Origin of the sequence: Janthinobacterium violaceinigrum (genome assembly GCF_009208555.1) — a bacterium.
GTDB classification, from domain to species: domain Bacteria; phylum Pseudomonadota; class Gammaproteobacteria; order Burkholderiales; family Burkholderiaceae_D; genus Janthinobacterium; species Janthinobacterium violaceinigrum.
The window spans coordinates 23736-44492 of sequence record NZ_WFLI01000044.1 but is presented as its reverse complement, the minus strand read 5'-3'; the positions used below and the strand labels follow the sequence as shown (position 1 = coordinate 44492).

Here is a 20757-nt window from a genome sequence, read left to right as displayed (position 1 = left end):
TGCAGCCGCTGCAGTCCCGGCCGCCGCCACGGCGGCCACGCCGGCAGTTGCCGCGGCGCCAGCGCCCGCCGCGCCTGGCGTCCAGCAATTCAAGGATGCGGCGCCGGAAAGCGTGGAAGACGCCTACAACGGCTTGAAGACGTATCTGATGCTCAGCGACAAGTCGCGTGCCGAAGCCAGCCACCTGAACGACCAGCTGACGCGCTACTGGCGCGGCTGGCTCGACGCCAACCGGGGCAGCATGCCGCGCGAACAGATGATACGCAGCGCCGAGCGCATGATCTCGTTCTACCTGACGCAGATCAATGACCCCTCGTGGCCGCAGATCGACCGCAAGCTGGCCCTCGTCGACCAGTCGCGCGACAGCCTGCGCCGCGTCGTGCGCGGCATGCCGGCGCGCGACCGCGTGTATGCCGACGTCAAGGCGCGCGCCGCCACGCGCTTCCCCTCGATGACGGTGGCCCGCATCGTTGGCGAGCAGGACAAGGAACTGGTGCTGGGCAGCTACGCCATCCCCGGCACGTTTACCCGCGACGCCTGGGAAAAATATATCCAGCAAGCGTTCCAGGAAGCGGCCAACCGCGAATTGCAAAGCGCGGACTGGGTGCTGAAAACGGCGTCGAAGGACGACCTGACCCTGGAAGGCAGCCCGGAACAGATCCAGAAAGCCCTCGTCGAGCTGTACAAGAACGACTATGCGAAGGAATGGCAGAAATTCCTCCAGGGCGTCAGCATCCGCGAATTGAACGGCTTCGACAACGCGGCGCAAGCCATGAACCGCCTGGGCGACCCGCAAGCGTCGCCCATCAACAAGCTGATCGAGACGGTGTACCAGGAAACCTCGTGGGACAATCCCTCGCTGCTGGGCCAGGGCTTGCAGCGGGCACAGCGCGGCATGATGGATTGGTTCAAGGAAACGGTACTGCGCCAGAAACCGGCCGTGGCCGGCAGCCAGGCGGGCGGCGCCCTGCCCATGGGCCCCGTCGGCCGCGAATTTTCCGGCGTGGCCCGCCTCGTCGTCGCGCGGGACAAGGATGCCTCGCCGATGCGCGGCTACCTGGCCGCACTGTCCAAGCTGCGCGTGCGCCTCAACCAGATCAAGAACCAGGGCGACACGGGACCGGGCGCCAAGCAGCTGATGCAGCAAACGCTGGACGGCAGCGGCTCGGAACTGGCCGACGCCCTGAAATACGTGGACGAGCAGATGCTGACGGGCATGAGCGATCCGCAAAAGCAGGCCATCCGGCCCCTGCTGGTGCGCCCGCTGATGCAGACCTTCGCCGTCATCGTCAAGCCCACCGAGACGGAAATCAACAAGGTCTGGCTGGCCCAGGTGCTCGAACCGTTCCAGAAGACCCTGGCGGCAAAGTATCCGTTCGCGCCCGATTCGCGCACCGAGGCGAGCAACGCCGATATCGGCCAGGTGTTCGGCCCGGAAGGCGCCATCGCCAAGTTCTTCAATACCGCCATCGGCCCCCTGGTGGTGCGCCGCGGCGACAGCATCAGCGCCAGGACGTGGGCGTCGATGGGCATCAGCCTGGCGCCGCCCGTGGTGGCCAGCCTGCCCGGCTGGATCGCGCCGCTCAGCGCGAACGGCGTGGCGACGGCGGCCGGCGCCGCCGAAGCGCAGACCCGCTTCGACCTGCAGGCGCTGAGCGCGCCGGGCGCCGCCGAATACACGATCGAGATCGATGGCCAGGCGCTGCGCTGGCGCGGCCAGCCGCAGCCGTGGATACACATGGTCTGGCCCAATCCACAGGGCGTGCCCGGTTCGCGCATCAGCGCCATCACGCCGGAAGGGCGCAACGTCGTGCTGCTCAATGAACCAGGCCATTTCGGCCTGAAGAAAATGATCGATTCGGCCAAGCGCACGCGCAAGGAAGGCGGCGTATTCGAACTGAGCTGGGAAAACAGCGGCGTCACCGTGACGGCCAACCTGAAGATCGTCAACACGCCGGCACCGGCGGCAGCCCCCGCCGGCGGCCAGGGCTTCCGTGGACTGAAGCTGCCGGAAACGGTGGTCAACAGTGTCCCCGAAGCGGGCGCCGCACTGGCAGGGAACACGCCATGAGCCGCCCGACGTCCACCGCGATCGGCTATTTCGGCAAGATCCCCAGCCGCGGCGACTTCGTCAAGAGCGGCGACAATCCCGCGCTGCTCAAGATGCTCGACGACTGGCTCGCCAACGCCATGGACCTGATGAGCGCCGACGCCCGCTGGAAGCTCACGTACGACGCGCTGGCGCCGCTGCATTTCGCCTTCATCGGCCCGCGCCGCGGACGCGCCATCGCCGGCCACATCGCCGCCAGCAGCGACGCCTCGTCGCGCCGCTTCCCGTTCCTGATGATGAGCGCAATGGAAGTGGGCAACCCGGCCGGCTTCGTGCCCACCAGTCCGCTGGTGCTGTCGCGCCTGTGGAACCGGCTCGATGCGCTCAGCGGCGGCATGCGCGGCGCCGAAGCCGCTGCCGCGCTGCAGGCCGCCAGCAGCGCCAGCGTCGAGCTGGACTTGCGCAGCAGCGCGTACGACGCCGCCTTCGACGACTTCCTCGACCTGCAGACGGTCGGCGCGCTCGATGCGTTGCTGGCGCCCACGGGCTTTGGCGGCTCCGTGCGGCAAGTGCTGCTGGCATTGGGCATGCTGCTGCAGCCCGTCATGGCCAGCAGTTCCAGCCGCCTGGAAAAAAGCCTGGAACTGCCGCTGCCGGACGACCCCCTGTACCGCAACCTGGTGGCGGCGTTCTGGATGCACCTGATCGCGCCGTTCCTGGCGCGCGCCGACTTCGAGCTGGCCCTGTTCATCACCCGCATCCGCGGACGCCACGCGCTGGTGCTGGGTTTTTGCGGCGCTTCGGCGCAGACGCTGCACGCCATCATGGAACCACAGGCGGCGCTGGAACACCACATCGCCTTCGACGACCTGGCCTGGGTCGAGGAACACGTGGGCGGCGACTACGCGATCAAGAAGGTGTCAACCTACCTCGCGCAGGCGAACCTGTCACTCAAATCGGCGCACGACTCGTTCCGTGCCGCCTTCATCGGGACCTGACCATGCGCCACCTACGGATTACCTTCCTCGCCTGCCTGGCCCTTGCCGCGCCCGGCGCCCGCGCCCAGGCGCCCGCCGCCCCGTCCACTCAGGCCACGCCGGTGACGCCGGTTACGCCGGCCGCCATGCCCGCCATACCGGCCGCCGCCACGCCGCAGCCTGGCCAGGTGCTGGCCAGCGGCACGGTGCCCGACGAGGCGTCGAAGGCCGCCGTGCTGGCCCGCCTGCGCGACCTGTATGGCGCCGACAAGGTGGTCGACCAGATCGCCGTGGGCCAGGTCGCGCTGCCGGCCAACTGGAACGCCTACGTGCAAAAGCTGCTGACGCCGGACCTGAAGCAGATCCGCCGCGGCCAGCTGACGATAGACGGCAGCGTGGTCAGCGTGCGCGGCGAAGTGGCCAACGAGGCGCAGCGGCAAAAGATCGCCAGCGATTTCGCCACCAGCCTCAATCCCACCTACACGGTCAACAATGGCTTGCGCGTCTCCGCCGCGGACCAGAATATCCTCGACAAAACGCTGGCCAACCGCACCATCGAATTCGAAAGCGGCAAGACCACGCTGACGCCGTCCGGCCGCGCCATCCTCGACGAAATGGGCGCGGCGCTGCAAAAGCTGGCGGGACGCAAGGTCGACATCATCGGCCACACGGACAACCAGGGGCTGCGCGCCAGCAATCAGCACCTGAGCCAGGCCCGCGCCGAGGCGGTCAAGGCCTATCTGTCGTCCAAGGGCATCGATGGCGACTTGCTGAGCGCCTCGGGCCAGGGGCCGGACCGGCCCATCGCCAGCAACGACAGCACCGATGGCCGCGCGCGCAACCGCCGCATCGAATTCCGCATGGTCCAGTAAGACCTGCCCGCCACCCGGCAAGCCATCCGCCACCTTTTTCGGGAACACCATGATTTCAGCCGACCAGCTCCTCCTTCCCATCAGCGCCGGCCAGCCGTGCGGCATCGATCTCTCCTTTTCCACCGAGCTCGATGCAATCAGCCAGGCGCGCAAGTTCGACGATCCCTCGCTGGACCAGGGCGAATGGGTCACCGACCTGAAGGAGGCCGACTGGTCTTTCGTGCAGCGCCGCTGCGCCGCCCTGCTGGCTGAAAAAAGCAAGGATCTGCGGCTGGCCGCCTGGCTGGCCGAGGCGAGCGCCAAGCAAGACCATTTGCAGGGCCTGGGCCAGGGCTACCGCCTGCTGGCAGGCCTGTGCCGGCAATACTGGGACCTGGGACTGTATCCGCCAGCCGATGGGGGCGACCACGAGCAGCGTATCGGCAACCTGAGCTGGATTTTGGCCCGCACGCCCGCCCTGGTGCGCGCCATGCCCTTGACGGACAAGCAGTCCGGCGGCTGGTCCAGCATCGACTTCGACACGGCGCGCAAGCGGGCCGCCAGCAACCAGGATGGCGTCAACGGCGTGAAGCTGGCGGACATGGAAGCTGCGCGGCGCAACAACTCGGCGCAGTTCCGCGCCGCCTTCGCCGCCGACGCCCAGTTCTGCCTGGATGCGCTGGCGGAACTGGAGCAAGCCGCCGATGCGCGGCTGGGCAAGGACAGTCCCGGCTTTTCGCAGGCGCGCGAAGCGCTGCAATCGATACAGCGCGCAGTGCCCCAGGTCGCCGTGCCCGCTCCCGCTGCGCTACCCGCCGCCGTGCTCCCGGGCAGCGGCCACGCGCCTGGCGCCGCCACGCCGCCGCTGCCGCCCGCGGTGCCGGGCGAGATCCACAGCCGCGCCCAGGCCCTGGCGCAGCTGCGCCAGGTGGCGCTGTACTTCCGCCAGACGGAACCCCACAGCCCCGTTTCGTATTTCGCCGACAAGGCTGCCGACGCGGGCGAGCAGACGCTGCACGAATGGCTGCGCAGCGTGGTCAAGGACAGCGTCTCGCTGGCGCATATCGAGGAACTGCTGGGCGTGCAGCCGCCCGCCAGCCATTGAACGGCGGGCCGCCAACTGACCGCTATCTGGCCGCTATTTGATCGTATACTTGAACTGCCCCTGCTTGCTGGCGCTGACCTTGATCTTGCTGATCGCCAGTCCCTCGGCCATTTTCGCCAGCACGGATTCGGCAATTTCCGGCAGCAGGCTGCCGTTGAGGATATGGTCGACATTGCGCGCCCCCGAATCGACTTCGGTACAGCGCGCCAGCACCGCCTCCACCAGTGCCTCGTCATAGGTGAATTCGGCCTGGTGGTTGGCGCCCACGCGCGCGGCGATCTTGCGCAGCTTGAGGTCGATGATCCTGGCCAGCACGTCGTCGCTGATCGGATAATAGGGAATCACCTTCAGGCGCCCCAAAAAGGCCGGCTTGAAGACCTTCAGCAGCTGCGGGCGGATAGCCAGTTCCAGCTGCTCCGGCGTGGGCACGTCTTCCGGCGCCAGGTTCAGGCAAGCCTGCATCATGGTGGCCGACGCCACGTTCGAGGTGAGGATGATGATGGTGTTCTTGAAATCGATCTCGCGCCCCTCGGCATCGTCCATCACGCCCTTGTCGAACACCTGGAAGAACAGCTCCATGACATCGGGATGCGCCTTTTCCACCTCGTCGAGCAGCAGCACGCTGTACGGATTGCGGCGCACGGCCTCGGTGAGCACCCCGCCCTCGCCATAGCCGACATAGCCGGGCGGCGAGCCTTTCAGGCCGGAGACGCTGTGCGCTTCCTGGTATTCGCTCATGTTGATGGTGATGAGCTTGCGTTCGCCGCCATACAGCGCGTCGGCCAGCGCCAGCGCCGTTTCCGTCTTGCCGATGCCGGACGGGCCGACGAACAGGAACACGCCCTTGGGCTTGTCGGGATCGTCGAGGTTGGCGCGCGAGGTGCGCACGCGCTGCGCCACCGCCTCGATCGCATGGGACTGGCCCAGCACGCGCTCTTCCAGCAAGTCCTTCAGCTTCAGCACGGTGCGGATTTCATCCTTGACCATCTTCCCGAGCGGGATGCCGGTCCAGCCGGCGACGATTTCCGCCACCACGTGGCCATCGACCTGTACCGGCACCATCGGTGTTTCGCCCTGCAATGCGCGCAATTCCTGCAACAGCGCCTGCAGGTCGCCGGCCTGGCTGGCGTCCGGCGGCAGCGCGGGGCTGGCCGCGCCCGCGTCTTCCAGCTCCTGGCGGGCCGCCCGGACCTTTTCACCCAGCGCCTTTTCCGTTTCCCAGCGCGCGGCCAGCGTCCCGTGTTCGCCGGCGGCGGCACTGCGCGCCGCGCGCAGCGCTTTCAGGCGCGCCGCGTGGCTGGCGCCGCCGCTTTCCTCGCGCGCCAGAGCGGACGCTTCCGCATCGATGCGTTCCAGCTGGCGCGCCAGCTTGTCGAGCAGCGCCGGCGTGGCGCTCTGCCCCAGCGCTACCCTGGCGCAAGCCGTATCGAGCACGCTGATCGCCTTGTCCGGCAGCTGGCGTCCCATGATGTAGCGGTGCGACAGGCGCACGGCTTCGCTGATCGCTTCATCGAAGATGCGCACGTTGAAATGCTTTTCCATCAGCGGCGCCATGCCGCGCAACATGGCGCACGCCAGTTCCTCGCTGGGTTCCTCGATCTTGACCACCTGGAAACGGCGCGCCAGCGCCGCATCCTTTTCAAAGTATTTCTTGTATTCGCCCCAGGTGGTGGCGGCGATGGTGCGCAGCTCGCCCCGCGCCAGCGCCGGTTTCAGCAGGTTGGCGGCGTCGTTCTGCCCGGCGCTGCCGCCTGCGCCTATCATCGTGTGCGCTTCGTCGATGAACAGGATGATCGCATGCGGGCTTTTGCTCACTTCGCCGATGACGTTCTTCAGCCGGTTCTCGAACTCGCCCTTGACGCTGGCGCCCGCCTGCAGCAGTCCCATGTCCAGCGTGTGGATTTCCACGCCCCGCAGGATGTCCGGCACGTCGCCCTGCACGATGCGCAGCGCCAGCCCTTCGACCACCGCCGTCTTGCCCACGCCCGCCTCGCCCGTCAGGATAGGGTTGTTCTGGCGCCGCCGCATCAGGATATCGATCGCCTGGCGGATTTCCAGGTCGCGCCCGATCACCGGGTCGACCTTGCCGTCGCGCGCGCGCGCCGTCAGGTTGACCGTGAACTGGTCCAGCGCCGGCGTCTTCGATGCCACCGCCCGGCCTTCCAGCTCCCCCACGGGATCGCCGCCCTCGCCGTCCTGCCCCGCGTCGCCCGCGGCCGGCCCGGCGCGTTCCTGCGAGCCATCGGTCAGCGTCTCCAGCTTGTGCTTGATCTCGTCAAGCTTGAACTGGTGGAACAGGGCCGAGCCCCGGTATGCGAGCTGCGCCAGTTCCGGTTCCGTCAGCAGCGCCTGCAGCAGGTGCGCGCTGCGGATACTCACCTGGTGGCCGGCCCGCAAGTCGAGCGAGGCGATCAGCCAGGCGTGCTCGAACAGCTTCGGCAGCCGCGGCGAAAACACGGGCGTGCGCGCATTGCCCGTCTGTAGCCGGGCCACCTCGGCCCGCAGATCCCCTTCCAGCGCGCCGATGTCGATGCCGTTGCGGCGCGCGATCAGCACGAAGTCGCTCTGCGGCTGCTCCAGCAAGGCCAGGAACACGTGCTCGAGATCGACCTCGTACTGTCCCAGGCCCACGCAGATACTGGCGGCGCGCGTGGCGGCAGTGCGGCAGGTGTCATTCAGCTTGCTGATCAGCGTCTTCAGGTTGATGCTCATGGGGCGGCGGTCCTTGTATGGGGTTGAAAGGGAGGCGAAACCGGTACGCTGGCTCAGGCAAGCGTGTGTAATTCGTAGCGGACGTCGGCGCGGTCCTGCGCTTCGCCGCCCGTGATGAGGAAACTGTCCCAGCCCAGCCGGCCGCCGCCACGCGGCTCGTCCAGGCGCACGCCCTGCACGTCGCTGGCGCGCAGCACCAGCTGCACTTCGTACTCGAGACACAGGCTGGTGAACATGGCGAGCATTTTCTCCAGCGCCCGCGCGGCCGGGCCGCCGGGCAGGAAGGCGTCGAAATGGACGCGCGCCAGCGGGCCGATGGTCAGGCGCATGCGCAGGTCGCGCTGCCACACGCGCCCGCCCACCAGCGCGGTGGCGCCCAGCACGGCGTTGTTCGCGCCCAGGGTGCTTTGCTGCTCGCGCGGCACGTCGTACCAGCAGCCGATGAACTGGCTGACCGTCACGCTTTGGCCGAAATATTCGGACAGCACCTGGCCGATCATCACGGCGGACGGGGGCCGGTGGCGCATGGCGGCGGCAAAGAAGCCCACCGATTCGTCCAGCACGCCGTCGCCAGCCAGGCGGTCGCGCAGCGAAGCGTGGCCCAGTCCCGCCAGCGACAGCAGCAGCGGCAGGAACTGGTCCTTGCCATCGAGCTGGTACTTGAGCTCCAGCCGGTATTTGCGCCAGGCTTCGTAAAACAGGGCCAGGGCGCGGTTGGAAAACGTGTCGAGGAAGGCGCGCGGCCCCTCGTCCTTGGCGTCGAACTGGTGCCCGGCAATGCGTTCCGTATAGTGCGCCGGCAGCGCGCCGGCGACGCCGAGAAACCCCATGAAGGCGGGCGTGATGCGCACATACTTGAGCTGCGCGCTGCGCAGCGCCGCGCCCAAGGTGCCGGCGTCCGTGGCCAGCCCGCGCGGTTCCGGCCGCAGCGATTCGATCTGGCTGGGGGCAAAATCGAGCGAGACGGAATTCTGGAAGCGCAGGAAATTGGCAACGGCGCCTTCATGCGCCATGCCATTGCGCCGCAGCCAGAGCTCCAGCAGCCGCACGGCCTGGAAGTACTGGAAGCGGTACGGCTGCGCAAACAGGCGCTCGATTACACTAGGCTCGAATCGCCGCTTCGTGGTTTGCATCGCAACAGCTCCTCTCCCGATTTCTTGGCCACCAGCACCAGTTGCGTGAAGCTGTTCGCATGCACGTACAGTCCCAGGAAACAGTCGACGACGTGGGCAAACGCATGGATGCCGCTGCCGACGAACGCTTCCTCGTCTATCGTCAGCCGCACTTCGATGCCGCGCACCAGGCAGGCGAACGGGTTGCCGGGAAGCCAGGCATTGACGGCCTTGTGGGCAATCGCCGTGAGGCCGCGGATCTGCCGCTGCGACGTCGGCGAACGGGGCAAGTCATACAGGGCCAGCATTTCCTGGAAGGCGTCCAGGCCGCTGCCGGCCAGCGACAGGTGATTGAGCGACAGGTGCGAGATCAGGCGCCAGTGGGCGCCCCGCCCCCGCTCGAAACGGTACGATTCGGTGGGTTTGCGCAGCAGGCTGATGCTGCGCACGCTGGAGCCGCCCTCGAGGAACAGGTCGCCTCCGCGCAAGCCATAGGTCAGCTGCGCCGGCAAGTCGCGGTTGGTGCAGCTCAGTTCCAGGCTCAGCGTATCCGTTTCCACGGCGGCCGGATCGAAGTCGATGTCGACGATCGATATCTCCGTTTCATAGCCGGGACTCTTGTGGGCGATGACCTCGTCGCGCCGCATCACCCAGTAATGCCCTTCCCTGGCGGGCGTCTGGCCGTGGCGCAGCGAATAGAACGGCCGGAATTCGATCACCGATTCGCCTTGCGGCGTCTGCCGCACCAGTTTGACGGAATCGATGGCATGCACTTCGAACGCATAGGCGCGGCGCGCATCGGCCAGCACCGGATAGCTGGCCGCCGTATGCGTGATGCGTATCGGCTCGCCCCGCTGGCGGAACAGATTGACCACCGGCGTGCAGCCCAGCAGCAGGTTATGCGTCGACATGGTCCCCAGCAGGCGCGCCGTATTCGAATCCGTGCGCAAGCCGCTCAGCGCCAGGTGCAGGGTGATGCGGCGGCATCCGGCCGGCAGCGCGGCGCACAGCGCGCCCAGGTCGATGTCGAAGAAATTGAATTTTTCGGGAAAGCAGAAATACTCGGTCAGCAGCCGGTACGCCGGATGCGAGCGGGCCGCAAACGGGATCAGCGCATCGTCTTCGGCGAAGCCGGCGCTGCTGACGGGAGTGGCGTCCAGCGCGATCCAGCGGCCGTTCTCGTCCGCTTCCGCGTAGGCCCGCACGGTGCGCATGAACAGCGCATCGCGCAGCGCCGCGCAAAACGAGGGCTGGCCGTCGATGAACACGCGCAGCGACTGCAGGCCCAGCTGGGCCAGCGAGAGCTGCTCCGCGCTCGACTCGAGGCGCATGCTCACGCCCGAAGTGGCGTTCGATGGCAGCTGCGCCTGCTCCGGCGCGGCGATGATGGGGGAAAACGCCGCGTGCGTCAGCGCCAGCGGCGCCACGGTGACGGCATACGCCGTGCGGAAGGTGCAGGCCACGCCTTTCACGGGACGCGTCGTCAGTTCCGTGCCGCGGGCGATCTCGGTGGCGGCCGTCAGCTGCGCCGCGGCGGCCGCGTAATCCATGCGGGCGATCGAACAGCTGGGAAAAGGCCGCAGATAGTGGGGATACAGCACCTCGAACAGCGCTTCCGTGAATTCGGGATAGTCATCGTCGAGGCGCTTGGAAATGCGCGAATTGAGCAGCGCAAAGGACTGGATCATGCGTTCGATATGCGGGTCTTCGCATACTTCGCCGCCCATCAGCAGGCGGCCGGCGATCTTCGGGTAGCGTTCGGAGAATTCGCGCGAATAGCGGCGCAAAAATCCCAGCTCCCGCTCGTAATACGGTAACAGTTCTTCCAAGGTCAGGCTCCCGTCTGCGCCGCGCGGCGCCCCTTGCTGATGGTGTAATGCAGGCTGGAAGGCTGCAGGATGGCGTCGAAATTGACGGGTTCATGTGCGGCATGCACCACCAGCAGCGCGCTGATGGCGAAATTGAGGCGGTTGATCGAGCCTTCCTGGATTTCCAGCGAAGCGCGCACATTGCGCAGGCGCGGCTCGTGGCGGGCGATGGCCTTCTCCAGGCACTGGCAGATATGCGCGCGGTCATCGGTGCTGGACAGGCTCAGGCCAGCAAAATCGTTCAAGCCATAGGTGATGATGGACTTGCCGCATTCGGGAAATTTTTTCAGCAGCGCCTCAGGCAGCACCGTGCGCGTGTTCAGCAGCGCCTCCAGGTCGCGCGCCACGGTATCCTTCAGATCCTCGAGCGAGAGGCGCGAGATGGTGCCGCTCGATGCGCCATGGACGGGCGTATCCATCAGGCGGTCGAACAGGCCCGGCGTAAAACCTTTCATAGGCATCCCGCATCAAAGGTAGGAAAGGCCCGTAACCCGCGGCCTGGACAGCCAGCGGCGGGCACGGCAGATATGCGCGCTGGCGCGCGCAGCACGATCAGGCTGTCTTGTTGGCCGACAAGTCCCAGCCGCCGGACGTATTGCCGCCCGAACCGCCGCCGACTTTTTGCTGCGTGTATTTCCACTTGACCTTGGAATACTTGAGCGACAAGTCTTCGCCGAGAATGTCGCCGGCAGCCACCGAAGGCGCCACGCTGCTGATCATCACATTCTCCAGTTCGATTTCAAAGTACTTGATGCGCTCGCCCTGGCCATCGGCACGCAGAAACTCGAGCTTGGCCTTGGGAATGGTTTTGCCTGACGAGCAGGTCTGCAGCAGCAGGGGGCTGGCCAGGTCGGCCATCTTGGCGATGACGATATCCTTGTGCTCCGTGCGTTCGGCCGTATGGCCGCCGCCCGTCGATGCCGTCGCCGACTTGGGTTGCAACACTTGCCACTGGACCGACTTGCATTCGATCCAATCCTTGTGGCTGTTATCCGTGGATTCGCCTTTGATGCCATCAATTTGCAAGTAAACGTCGATTGCCATGTTATTCCTTTCAATTGTATGAAGAAAAATGCATTACGATTTGGTCGACTGCGGAAGCTCCGCGACCAAACGGAGTGAAACGGATAATTCGTCAAGCTGGAAATGGGGACGCAGGAAGGATACGGCGCGGTACACGCCGGGCCGGCCCGGCACTTCGGCCACCTGCACGGAAGCCTCGCGCAGCGGGAACTGGGCCTTCTGTTCCTGGCTGGCGTTATCGTCGAGCAGCACGTACTGCGTCAGCCAGCGGTTCAGGAAATCCTCGACGTTGGCGGCGGCGGCAAAGCTGCCGATCTTGTCGCGCATCATGGCCTTCATGTAGTGGGCGATGCGCGAGACGGCAAAGATGTATTGCAGCTGGGCCGACAGCACCGCGTTCGCATTGGCCGAATCGGTATTGTATTTTTTCGCCTTCTGCGCCGATTGGGCGCCGAAGAACGCGGCGTAATCCGTGTTCTTGCAATGCACGAGCGAAATGAAGCCCAGGTCCGACAACTCCTTTTCGCGGCGGTCCGTGATGGCGATCTCGGCCGGGCATTTCAAGGCCACCTCGCCTTCGTCCGTCTTGAAGGTATGCGTGGGCAAGTCTTCCACCAGCCCGCCGCCCTCCACGCCGCGGATGGCCGCGCACCAGCCGTAATCCTCGAAGGCAGCCGTCAGCTTGGTGCCGAACGCATAGGCGGCGTTGCACCACAGGTATTTCTGGTGGTCCGTGCCGTCCACGTCCTCGACGAAATTGAAGCCTTCGACGGTGGCGCCATCGGCCGGGTTGAATGGCAGGCGGCCCAGGAAACGGGGCAAGGTCAAGCCCACATAGCGGGCATCTTCCGATTCGCGCAGCGATTTCCACTTTGCATATTCGACCGTATCGAAGACCTTGGCCAGGTCGCGCGGCTTGCCCAGGTCGCTGTAGCTTTCCAGGCCGAACAGTTCAGGCGAGGCCGCCGAGATGAACGGCGCGTGGGCGGCCGCGGCCACATGCGACATCTGCTCGATGAAATACATGTCTTCCGGCTGCCGGCTGAATTCGAAGTCGCCCAGCAGGGTGCCGAAGGGGGCGCCGCCAAACGTGCCGAACTCCTCTTCGTAGACCTTCTTGAACATGGTCGACTGGTCGAATTCCAGCGCGCTCTGGAAATCCTTGACCAGTTCGCGCTTGGTCGCGTTCATCATCTTGATCTTCAGGTTCGTGCCCGTCGACGTGTTCTTGACCAGGTAATGCAGGCCCGTCCAGCTGCTTTCCAGCTTCTGGAATTCGGGCGCATGCATGATGGCGCTCAGCTGCTGGGAAATCAGCCGGTCCAGCTCGGCCACGCGGGCGTCGATGGTTGCCGCCAGGTTGTTCGACACCACGACCGTGCCTTCCATGACCTGGCTGACCAGTTCGGAGATCAGGTCGCGCGCGCGCGCATGCTCGACGCTGGACTTGGCCACCTTGCTCTGCTCCACGATCTGGTCGAGCAAGTCGATCTCGGTGGCGGCGGAGGTGCTCAATGAGGGAGTCATCTGTGCGGACATATCAGTCTTTCCTGACGTGGGAGTGTTGTTCCAGCTGGGCCAGTTTCTCGGTGCTGTTGAGCACATCGTTGAGGATGTCTTCCAGCTTGTCGTTGCCGGCCAGCTTGTTGCGCAGGTCGGCCAGCTTGGTGCGCGCTTCGAGCAGCTTGCGCAGCGGCTCCACCTGCTCCACCACCGCCTCGGGACGGAAGTCGCCCATGGAATGGAACTTGAGTTCGATGCCGAACTGGCCGCCAGCGTCGCTCAATTCGTTGGGAACGCGGAAGGTCGCGCGCGGTTCGATGCCCTTGAGCACGGCATCAAAATTATCGCGGTCGATGTCGACGAACTTGCGGTCCTTCAGGCGTTTCTGTTCCAGTTCGGAATTGCCGCCGAAGTCGCCCACCACGCCCACCACAAAGGGCAGCTCCTTGTTTTCAATCGCGTCGCCGATCTCGACGTCGTACGTCATCTGCACGCGCGGCGGGCGGACCTTTTGCAGGCGCTTCTGGACACTATCTTTTTTAGACATCACATCCCCTTCGAAAAGAATCGGCAACATCGGCGATGCGCCTGTTGAACTGCGGCGTTTGGCGTATCACTGGCTCACTTGAGCGCATTGAATGGATTGGCGCTGCCCTCGTCGGCAGTGCGCTTGCTTGGCTGCTTGCGGGGCGGACGCGCCGGCGTCTTTTCCGGCGGCGGCACGAGGACGCTTTCGCCCAGGCTCTCGCGCAGCAGCTTGGCCAGGTCCTGCGATTCCGCGCGCAGGGGGCCGGACAGGTTGTTCTGGCGGCTCAGGTCGGCCAGCGCCCGCGTCGACAGGCGCAAGCCGCTGATGGCGATCACGCTGTTGGCCAGCTTGTCGGCCGGATCGCGCACCAGCACTTCCTGCGCATTGAGGATGGCTTCGCCATACTGGCCCGCCTCGTAGCGCGTCTGCGCCATGCGTACCCACGGCTGCTTGTCGGCCGGGAAGGCGGTGGCAGCCTGCTGCCACAGTCCCAGTGCCGCCTCGTTGCTGCCGCTGCTGGCCGCCTGCGCCGCCTTGGACATCATTTCTTCCATCGTGGGCGGCGCTGCCACCACTGGCGGTTTGGCCGGAGGCGTCGTGCCGCAGGCACTCAACGTCAAGGCACATGCAATTGCTGCGAGCAGCGAAACCGATCGTGTCATATGGTGCTTTCCCTCAAAAAAGAAGATGCGTTGACGGTCAAAATAAAGTTGCAATTTATAGTTGTTAATTGCTTATTTTTCGGAGCCTAACATGATTTGAATATTTATCGCGTTCAATAGAAAATACGCGGAAACTCACTATTCATGCGGCTTTCCGGGCAGCGCTCACTCTGTAAACGTACCGTACGCGCCCTTCCTCAAGATAGTGTTATGGTGCCGTCAGTTGCGAAAAAAGCACCACGCTGTGCGCGGCAAACGGCGGACGATTTCAAGGAAAAAAATACGGTAGCGGCATGCCGGCGCGGACGGGTCCAGCGATCCCCGCGCCTCACTTGGTCAGGTAAAAGGGCAATCCATGAGCGTTGCAAACAAATTGTTATGGGGCGAAGGCTTGTTCTTGCGGCCCCAGCATTTCCAGCAGCAGGACCAGTACCACGAACACCGGCTGCATGAAAGCGTCAAGGCGCTGCACCCGTACGCGTGGGGCGTGAGCCAGCTGCAGATAGACCGCGATGCGCTCGGCAACAACACCTTGCGGCTGCTGGAGCTGTCGCTGATCTTCCAGGATGGCGAAATCTACAATGCGGCCGGCGCCGACGAGCTGCCCGAGGCGATCGACCTGGGCAACCTGCCGCCGTCGCAGCAATCGGTGACCTTTTACGCCGCCCTGCCCGCGTTCAAGCAATTCGGCGGCAACTTTGCCTCGGCCAGCCAGCCCAACAGCGCGGCGCGCTACGGCCAGGCCAATCTGAGCACGCCGGACCTGTACACCCAGGCCGCACAGGCCGAACTGACCTACCTGAAAAAATCGCTGCGCCTGGTGGCCGAATCGGACCCGCGCGACTCCTACGTGAGCTTTCCCCTGCTGCGCCTGCGGCGCCTGTCGACGGGCGGCTTCGAGCAAGACCCCACCTTCGTGCCGCCCAGCCTGTCGATCCGCAGCGCGCCCCTGCTGTTCCTGCAGCTGCGCCGCCTGATCGACGCGCTGCAGGCCAAGGTCAATGCCCTGTATGGCCACCATCGCGAGCCCAGCAAGAGCGTGATCGAATTCCGCTCCGGCGACATGTCCTCGTTCTGGCTGCTGCATACGGCCAGCTCGGCGTTTGCCTCGCTCAGTCATTATTTTCACCATCCGGCCCTGCATCCCGAGCGCCTGTACGAGCAGTTGCTGGGCCTGGCAGGCGCGCTGATGACTTTTTCGAAAACCCACGCGCTGGCCGACCTGCCCGCGTACCGGCACGCCGATCCGGGGCCGCCGTTCGCGCAGCTGCACGCGATCATCCGCGAACTGCTCGACACGGTGATCTCGTCGAAATATTTTGCGATCGCGCTCAGCGAGACCAAGCCGTCCTACCATCACGGCAAGCTCGATTCGGAAAAAATCGACGCCAAGACGGCGTTTTACCTTGGCGTCTCGGCCGACATACCGGGCATGGAACTGGTCGACGTGGTGCCGCTGCGCTTCAAGGTGGGCGCGCCCGACGACGTGGAAAAATTCGTGCTGTCCGCCTTGCCCGGCGTGCGCCTGCAGCATACGCCGCAGGTGCCGGCCGCCGTGCCCGTGCGCCCGGACACGTATTACTTCACCATCGAAGCCAAGGGCCAGATGTACGAGCGCATGCTGCAGGCGCAATCGGTCCTGATCTATGTCCCTTCCGGCATGCGCGACCTGAAGCTCGAACTGGTCGCCGTCACTTCCTGACATTGAAATGAAACGATGAACCTCTCCGCCCCCCCTTCCCTGATGTCCGGCAGCCAGGCTGCCTACTCGGCCAGCGTGCTGGCCGGCCCCGGTACGGAACACACCTTGATGGACCTGATGTATGACGGCTTTTACGCGCTGTTCATGCTGAAGAACGGCAGCGGCCCGCAGGACAATGCCGATTTCATCGCCAAGATGACGCACTTCCTGGAAGAATTCGGCCGCGGCGCGAAGAAACAGGGCGCCTCGGCCGACGACATCGACGCGGCCAAGTATGCGTTCTGCGCGGCCGTCGACGAAATCATCCTGCGCTCGCCCTACAGCATCCGCGACGAATGGGCGCGGCGCCCCTTGCAGCTGGTCCTGTTCGGCGACCAGCTGGCCGGCGAAAACTTCTTCATCCGCCTCGAAGCGCTGCGCGCGCGCGGCAGCGCCCACCTGCAGGCGCTCGAAGTGTTCCACATGTGTTTGCTGCTGGGTTTCCAGGGCCGCTACATCCTCGAAGGTCCGGAAAAACTCAATTACCTGACGGCCCGCCTGGGCGATGAAATCGCCCAGATGAAAGGCAAGAAGACGGGCTTCGCGCCGCATGCGGAGCGGCCCGACCAGGTCATCCACAAGCTGCGCAACAATGTGCCCCTGTGGGTGCTGTGCTCCGTGTTCGCGCTGATCTGCGCGCTCGGCTACCTGGGCTTGCGCACCACGCTGGCGAAAAACACGGAAGAGCAGATGCATGCCTACCAGGATATCGTCAAACTGGCGCCCCGCGTGGCCAACCTGAGCATCACCTTGCCGTGATGAGCGACGCGCAAGCAGGCAGCGAGCCGCAGGGACAGTTCGGCACGGGATTGAGCCAGCATGCCCGGCTGATCGGGCTGGCGACGGCCCAGCCTTCGGACCAGGCGCAATCGCTGATGGCGGAACAGTTCGACGGCCGCGAAGCCGTCAACGAACTGTTCCGCTTCGATGTCGACGCCCTCAGCACGGCCGCGTCGCTCGACCTGGCGTCGTTCATCGGCGAGGAAATGACGCTCACCCTGCTGCAGCCCGACGGCAGCCAGCGCGCCTGGCACGGCCTGTGCACGGACTGCGCCTGGCTCGGCGCCGATGGCGGCGTGGCGCGCTACCGGCTGCGCCTGGAACCGGCGCTGGCCCTGCTGCGCCTGCGCCGCGACAGCTATATTTTCCAGGACAAGAATGCGCGCGACATCGTCGGCGAACTGCTGGCCGACTATCCGCAAGTGCGCCACCGCATCGACATCAGCCAGCCGCTGGCCACGCGCGCCGTCTGGACGCAGTACCGCGAAAGCGACTTCGACTTCCTGGCGCGGGTGCTGGCCTTCGAAGGCTTGAACTGGCGCTTCGAGCATGAGCAGCCGGGCGGCGCGCAGGATGGCGGCGAAGGCCAGGGACAGTCCAGGCACACGCTGGTGATTTTCGACAGCAAGGCCAGCGCGCCAGACACGCCAGGCGGGGCCGAGCTGCGCTTTCACGGCGTGCGTGCCAGCGACAGCGATGACGCCATCGACAGCTTCGGCGCGCGCCGCCAGGTGCAGTCGAACGCCGTCGGCATCAGCAGCTGGGACCCGCAGCAAGTGACGGCGCCAGCCGCCGAACATGCCTCCAGCCTCGATGCGGGCACGCTGCCGCAGCTGGCCGTGTATGACGGCGCGGGCGAGCGGCGCCACGCCGACCGGGCCGCGGCCGATCCCCACGGCGCACGCATGCTGCAGGCGCTGGAACTGGAAAACAAGCAATTTGACGGCGCCGGTGCCGTGCGCCGGCTGGCCGCCGGCCACGCCTTCCGCCTACTACAGCACGAACAGTATGCCGACGGCGCCAACCAGTTCAACGTGCTGTGGGTGGAGCACCAGGCGCGCAACACGGCGGGGCCGGCCGGCGGCGGATTGACGGGCGCGCTGTCGCGCCTGGCCAAGGTGGCCAGCCTGGACGGCGTGGCCGACTGGATCGCCGGCCAGATCGAGGCCGGCACCTACCGCAACACCTTCGGCTGCGTGCGCAGCAGCGTGGCCATCGTGCCGCGCGCCACGGCCGAACGGGCGCCGGCCGTGGCGCTGGGACCGCAGACGGCGCTGGTGGTCGGCCTGGCCGACAGCGTGGCCACCACCGGCCGCGACCACCAGGTGCGCATCCAGTTTGCCTGGCAGCGCGGCGCCGCCGCCAATCCGGGCGGCCTGGCGCACAACACGGACCAGCAAGGCAACGCGCCGGGCAATGAAGCGTCCGGCACCTGGGTGCGCGTGGCCGAGGCGCTGGCCGGGCCGAACTGGGGTTCCCAGTTCACGCCCCGCATCGGCACGGAGGTGCTGATCGACTTCATCGAGGGTGACATGGACCGCCCGCTCGTGGTGGCCCAGCTGTACACGGGCAGCGACGCGCCACCGTACGCGGCCGGCGTCGACGCCAATGTCAACCACGCGGGCGTGCTGTCTGGCATTCACAGCAGCAACTTCGACGGCGCGGGCTACAACCAGTGGGTGCTCGACGATACGCCGGGCCAGCTGCGTACCCGGCTGGCCTCGAGCAGCGCCGCCACGGAACTCAATCTGGGCTACCTGGTCCAGCAAGGCGCCGCATCCGCGCAACGGGGCGTCTATCGGGGCAGCGGCTTCGAATTGCGCACCGACGCCTGGGCCATGCTGCGCGCCGGAGAAGGCTTGCTGCTGTCGGCCACGGCCCGCGCGCGGCAAGGCAGCAGCGTCGCGTCGACCCAGCTCGACACCAGGGAAGCGCTGAACCTGCTGCGCGGCGCCAGTGAACTGAGCAAGGCGACAGCCGTGGCGGCGGGCCAGCAGCGTGCGCTGGTCAGCAAGGATGCCAACCAGGCGCAGCTGGACCTGGCGGGCCAGATCGACCCGCAGCAGGATGGCAAATACCAGAACAGCGTGGGCGGCCACGAAGCCTTCAAGGCCGGCAACGGCGCCCGCGCGCCCGATGCCGCGCAGCCTGTGGAACGCTACGCCAAGCCGCTGGTGCTGATGGAAGGACCGAACAGCATCAACTGGGCCACGCCCGCCTCGACGGTGCTGTTCGCGGGCCAGCACCTGCATGCGACGGCGCAGACGGACCTGCACCTGGCGGCCGGCCATACCGTCGCTTCGGTGGCGGCCCATGCGGCAACCCTGTTCAGCCAGGATGGCGGCATCTCCGCCATCGCGGGCAACGGCCCCGTCTCGCTGCAAGCCCATACCGACCAGCTGGAGATCTTGGCCGACAAGTCCATCACGGTGATCTCGGTAAGCGACGTCATCGAGATCAAGGCCAACCAGAAGATCACCGTGCAGGCGGGCCAGTCGTCGATCACGCTCGAGGGCGGCGACATCACCTTCCAGTGCCCGGGCAACTTTACCGTCAAGGGCGGCCAGCATGTCTTCAACGGCGGCGCCAGCGCGGCCGCCGGCCTGCCGCCGCTGCCGGACAGCCGTTTGAAACTGTTCGACGAAGGCTTCGTGCTGAAAGACCGCGACACGGGCGAACTGATGCCGCGCCAGCCGTACCGCGTGAAACGCGCCGACGGCACGTACGAAACGGGCATGACCGACGACAAGGGCTTGACGCACGTGGTCGCCGCGGCCGCCGTCGAGGCGCTGGTGATCGAATTGCTGAAATCGCCGGGCCATGCGCCCGACGAAGCGGAGAGCCCCGCCCCTGCCCCCGCGCCGGCGCCGCCAGCGCCCGCGAAGGTGCCAGCCGGCCGCGCGCCTGCGCCAGGCACGACGGCCAAGGCGCCGCAGCACGTGCCGCCCGCCAGGCCGGAACCGAAGTTCAAGGACCGCGCCACGTCGAGCACCAGCCCCGTCGACAACAAGCAGCGCAAGGAAGTGCTGATCAAGCGGCCCGCCTGCTGGATCGCCGACTATGAAAAGGAGATCTCCGTCTCCAGCGTGCCCCGCTACAACAACACCTTTGGCGCCAGCGGCGCGCCGCATAACTATTTCGACAACGTGCGCTACAAGATCTACGTGCCCGTGAAATCGAATACCGGCATCATCGCCGAATTGCGCGTCAAGGTGATCACGGTGCTCGAGCCGGCCGACCAGGCGCTGGAAGACCGCGAGAAGGGCACCCCGCAGGCCGCCACGCGGGCCAAGCAGCGCGCCGCCGTCATCAAGTACGTGAAGGGCATCGCCACCACGGGACTGGAAAGCCACTGGAACAATAAATTCCAGATGAAAATCAGCGATCCGGAATGCGGCACGCGCACCCTGCCCATCATCTACCGCGTCGTGTATGTGGAGAGCAACGAGCACTACGTCATGCAGATCCACAAACGCTACGACCGCGAAAGCGTGACGGGTACCATCATCGACGTGTCCGCCTCGACCGATGGCCAGACGCACGCCCATGAATTCGGTCACTGCTATGGCTTGCCGGACGAATACTCGTATGTGGAAGGAGACGACGAGACCGTCAAATACAAGAAGCCGGACGGTACCTGGGATGCGCCCGTACCTTCGCTGTCGGACGATGAGGAACCGGAACCGGCCGCGGCCAACATCATGAACTCGGCCGGCTCCATCGTCATCCGTGACCGGCATGCCTGGCAGATCGCCATCGAAGTACAGGACTTGCTACGGACGAAAATAGGACGGCAGATCAAATGCGATATCATCCTGAACGGCTCCTAATCGCACTGCTCGCA

The 20757-nt window shown here is 65.7% G+C and carries 15 protein-coding genes; 7 read left to right on the top strand and 8 right to left on the bottom strand.

Translation table 11 applies throughout. From position 1 onward, the window contains the following. From GCN75_RS25460 to tssA, 4 genes are all read left to right on the top strand, one after another. Nucleotides 1-2071 (top strand): ImcF-related family protein (locus GCN75_RS25460; RefSeq protein WP_319633307.1); only part of this gene is annotated, 2071 nt, incomplete at its 5' end. After that, nucleotides 2068-3048, top strand: coding sequence for a type VI secretion system-associated protein TagF (tagF, locus tag GCN75_RS25455; RefSeq protein WP_152284861.1), 981 nt, complete (start codon nucleotides 2068-2070; stop codon nucleotides 3046-3048). The genes GCN75_RS25460 and tagF, both read left to right, overlap by 4 nt. Nucleotides 3049-3173: 125 nt before the next feature. Then, entirely contained in the window at nucleotides 3174-3899 is a 726-nt protein-coding gene (locus GCN75_RS25450) for an OmpA family protein (RefSeq protein ID WP_152284864.1), read from the top strand. A gap of 49 nt (nucleotides 3900-3948) precedes the next feature. Beyond that, complete coding sequence (tssA, locus tag GCN75_RS25445; RefSeq protein WP_152284860.1) at nucleotides 3949-4983, top strand: type VI secretion system protein TssA; 1035 nt, start codon at nucleotides 3949-3951, stop codon at nucleotides 4981-4983. Between the two features lie 33 nt (nucleotides 4984-5016). On the opposite strand, the gene tssH is transcribed toward tssA, so the two are convergent. From tssH to GCN75_RS25405, 8 genes are all read right to left on the bottom strand, one after another. Then, a complete protein-coding gene (gene tssH, locus GCN75_RS25440) occupies nucleotides 5017-7695 on the bottom strand; it encodes a type VI secretion system ATPase TssH (RefSeq protein ID WP_152284859.1) in 2679 nt (892 codons plus the stop codon). Nucleotides 7696-7748: 53 nt separating this feature from the next. Continuing rightward, a complete protein-coding gene (gene tssG / locus GCN75_RS25435) occupies nucleotides 7749-8828 on the bottom strand; it encodes a type VI secretion system baseplate subunit TssG (RefSeq protein WP_152284858.1) in 1080 nt (359 codons plus the stop codon). After that, entirely contained in the window at nucleotides 8792-10636 is a 1845-nt protein-coding gene (gene tssF / locus GCN75_RS25430; protein WP_152284857.1) for a type VI secretion system baseplate subunit TssF, read from the bottom strand. Before tssF ends, tssG begins: the two co-directional genes overlap by 37 nt. A 2-nt stretch (nucleotides 10637-10638) precedes the next feature. Then, a complete protein-coding gene (tssE, locus tag GCN75_RS25425) occupies nucleotides 10639-11130 on the bottom strand; it encodes a type VI secretion system baseplate subunit TssE (RefSeq protein ID WP_152259427.1) in 492 nt (163 codons plus the stop codon). A 97-nt stretch (nucleotides 11131-11227) separates the two neighbouring features. Beyond that, nucleotides 11228-11719, bottom strand: a complete 492-nt coding sequence (locus GCN75_RS25420; protein WP_152259428.1) for an Hcp family type VI secretion system effector — start codon at nucleotides 11717-11719, stop codon at nucleotides 11228-11230. Between the two features lie 33 nt (nucleotides 11720-11752). Continuing rightward, entirely contained in the window at nucleotides 11753-13237 is a 1485-nt protein-coding gene (tssC, locus tag GCN75_RS25415; RefSeq protein WP_152259429.1) for a type VI secretion system contractile sheath large subunit, read from the bottom strand. Between the two features lies 1 nt (nucleotide 13238). Next, nucleotides 13239-13748, bottom strand: coding sequence for a type VI secretion system contractile sheath small subunit (tssB, locus tag GCN75_RS25410; RefSeq protein WP_152259430.1), 510 nt, complete (start codon nucleotides 13746-13748; stop codon nucleotides 13239-13241). 74 nt (nucleotides 13749-13822) lie between these two features. Beyond that, the gene (locus GCN75_RS25405) at nucleotides 13823-14350 is read right to left on the bottom strand and encodes a tetratricopeptide repeat protein (protein WP_226941564.1); all 528 of its coding nucleotides are present in this window, start codon (nucleotides 14348-14350) and stop codon (nucleotides 13823-13825) included. A 397-nt stretch (nucleotides 14351-14747) separates the two neighbouring features. Here GCN75_RS25405 and tssK point away from each other — a divergent pair, with 397 nt between their 5' ends. Genes tssK through tssI form a run of 3 tightly spaced genes read left to right on the top strand, consistent with a single transcriptional unit; the run spans nucleotide 14748 to nucleotide 20743 of the window. Then, nucleotides 14748-16094 (top strand): type VI secretion system baseplate subunit TssK, encoded by a 1347-nt coding sequence (gene tssK, locus GCN75_RS25400; protein ID WP_152284855.1) that lies wholly within the window; start codon nucleotides 14748-14750, stop codon nucleotides 16092-16094. A gap of 15 nt (nucleotides 16095-16109) precedes the next feature. Next, complete coding sequence (gene icmH / locus GCN75_RS25395; protein WP_152284854.1) at nucleotides 16110-16892, top strand: type IVB secretion system protein IcmH/DotU; 783 nt, start codon at nucleotides 16110-16112, stop codon at nucleotides 16890-16892. After that, nucleotides 16892-20743 (top strand): type VI secretion system Vgr family protein, encoded by a 3852-nt coding sequence (gene tssI, locus GCN75_RS25390; protein ID WP_152284853.1) that lies wholly within the window; start codon nucleotides 16892-16894, stop codon nucleotides 20741-20743. The genes icmH and tssI overlap by 1 nt, the downstream gene beginning before the upstream one ends. Nucleotides 20744-20757 lie beyond the last annotated feature (14 nt).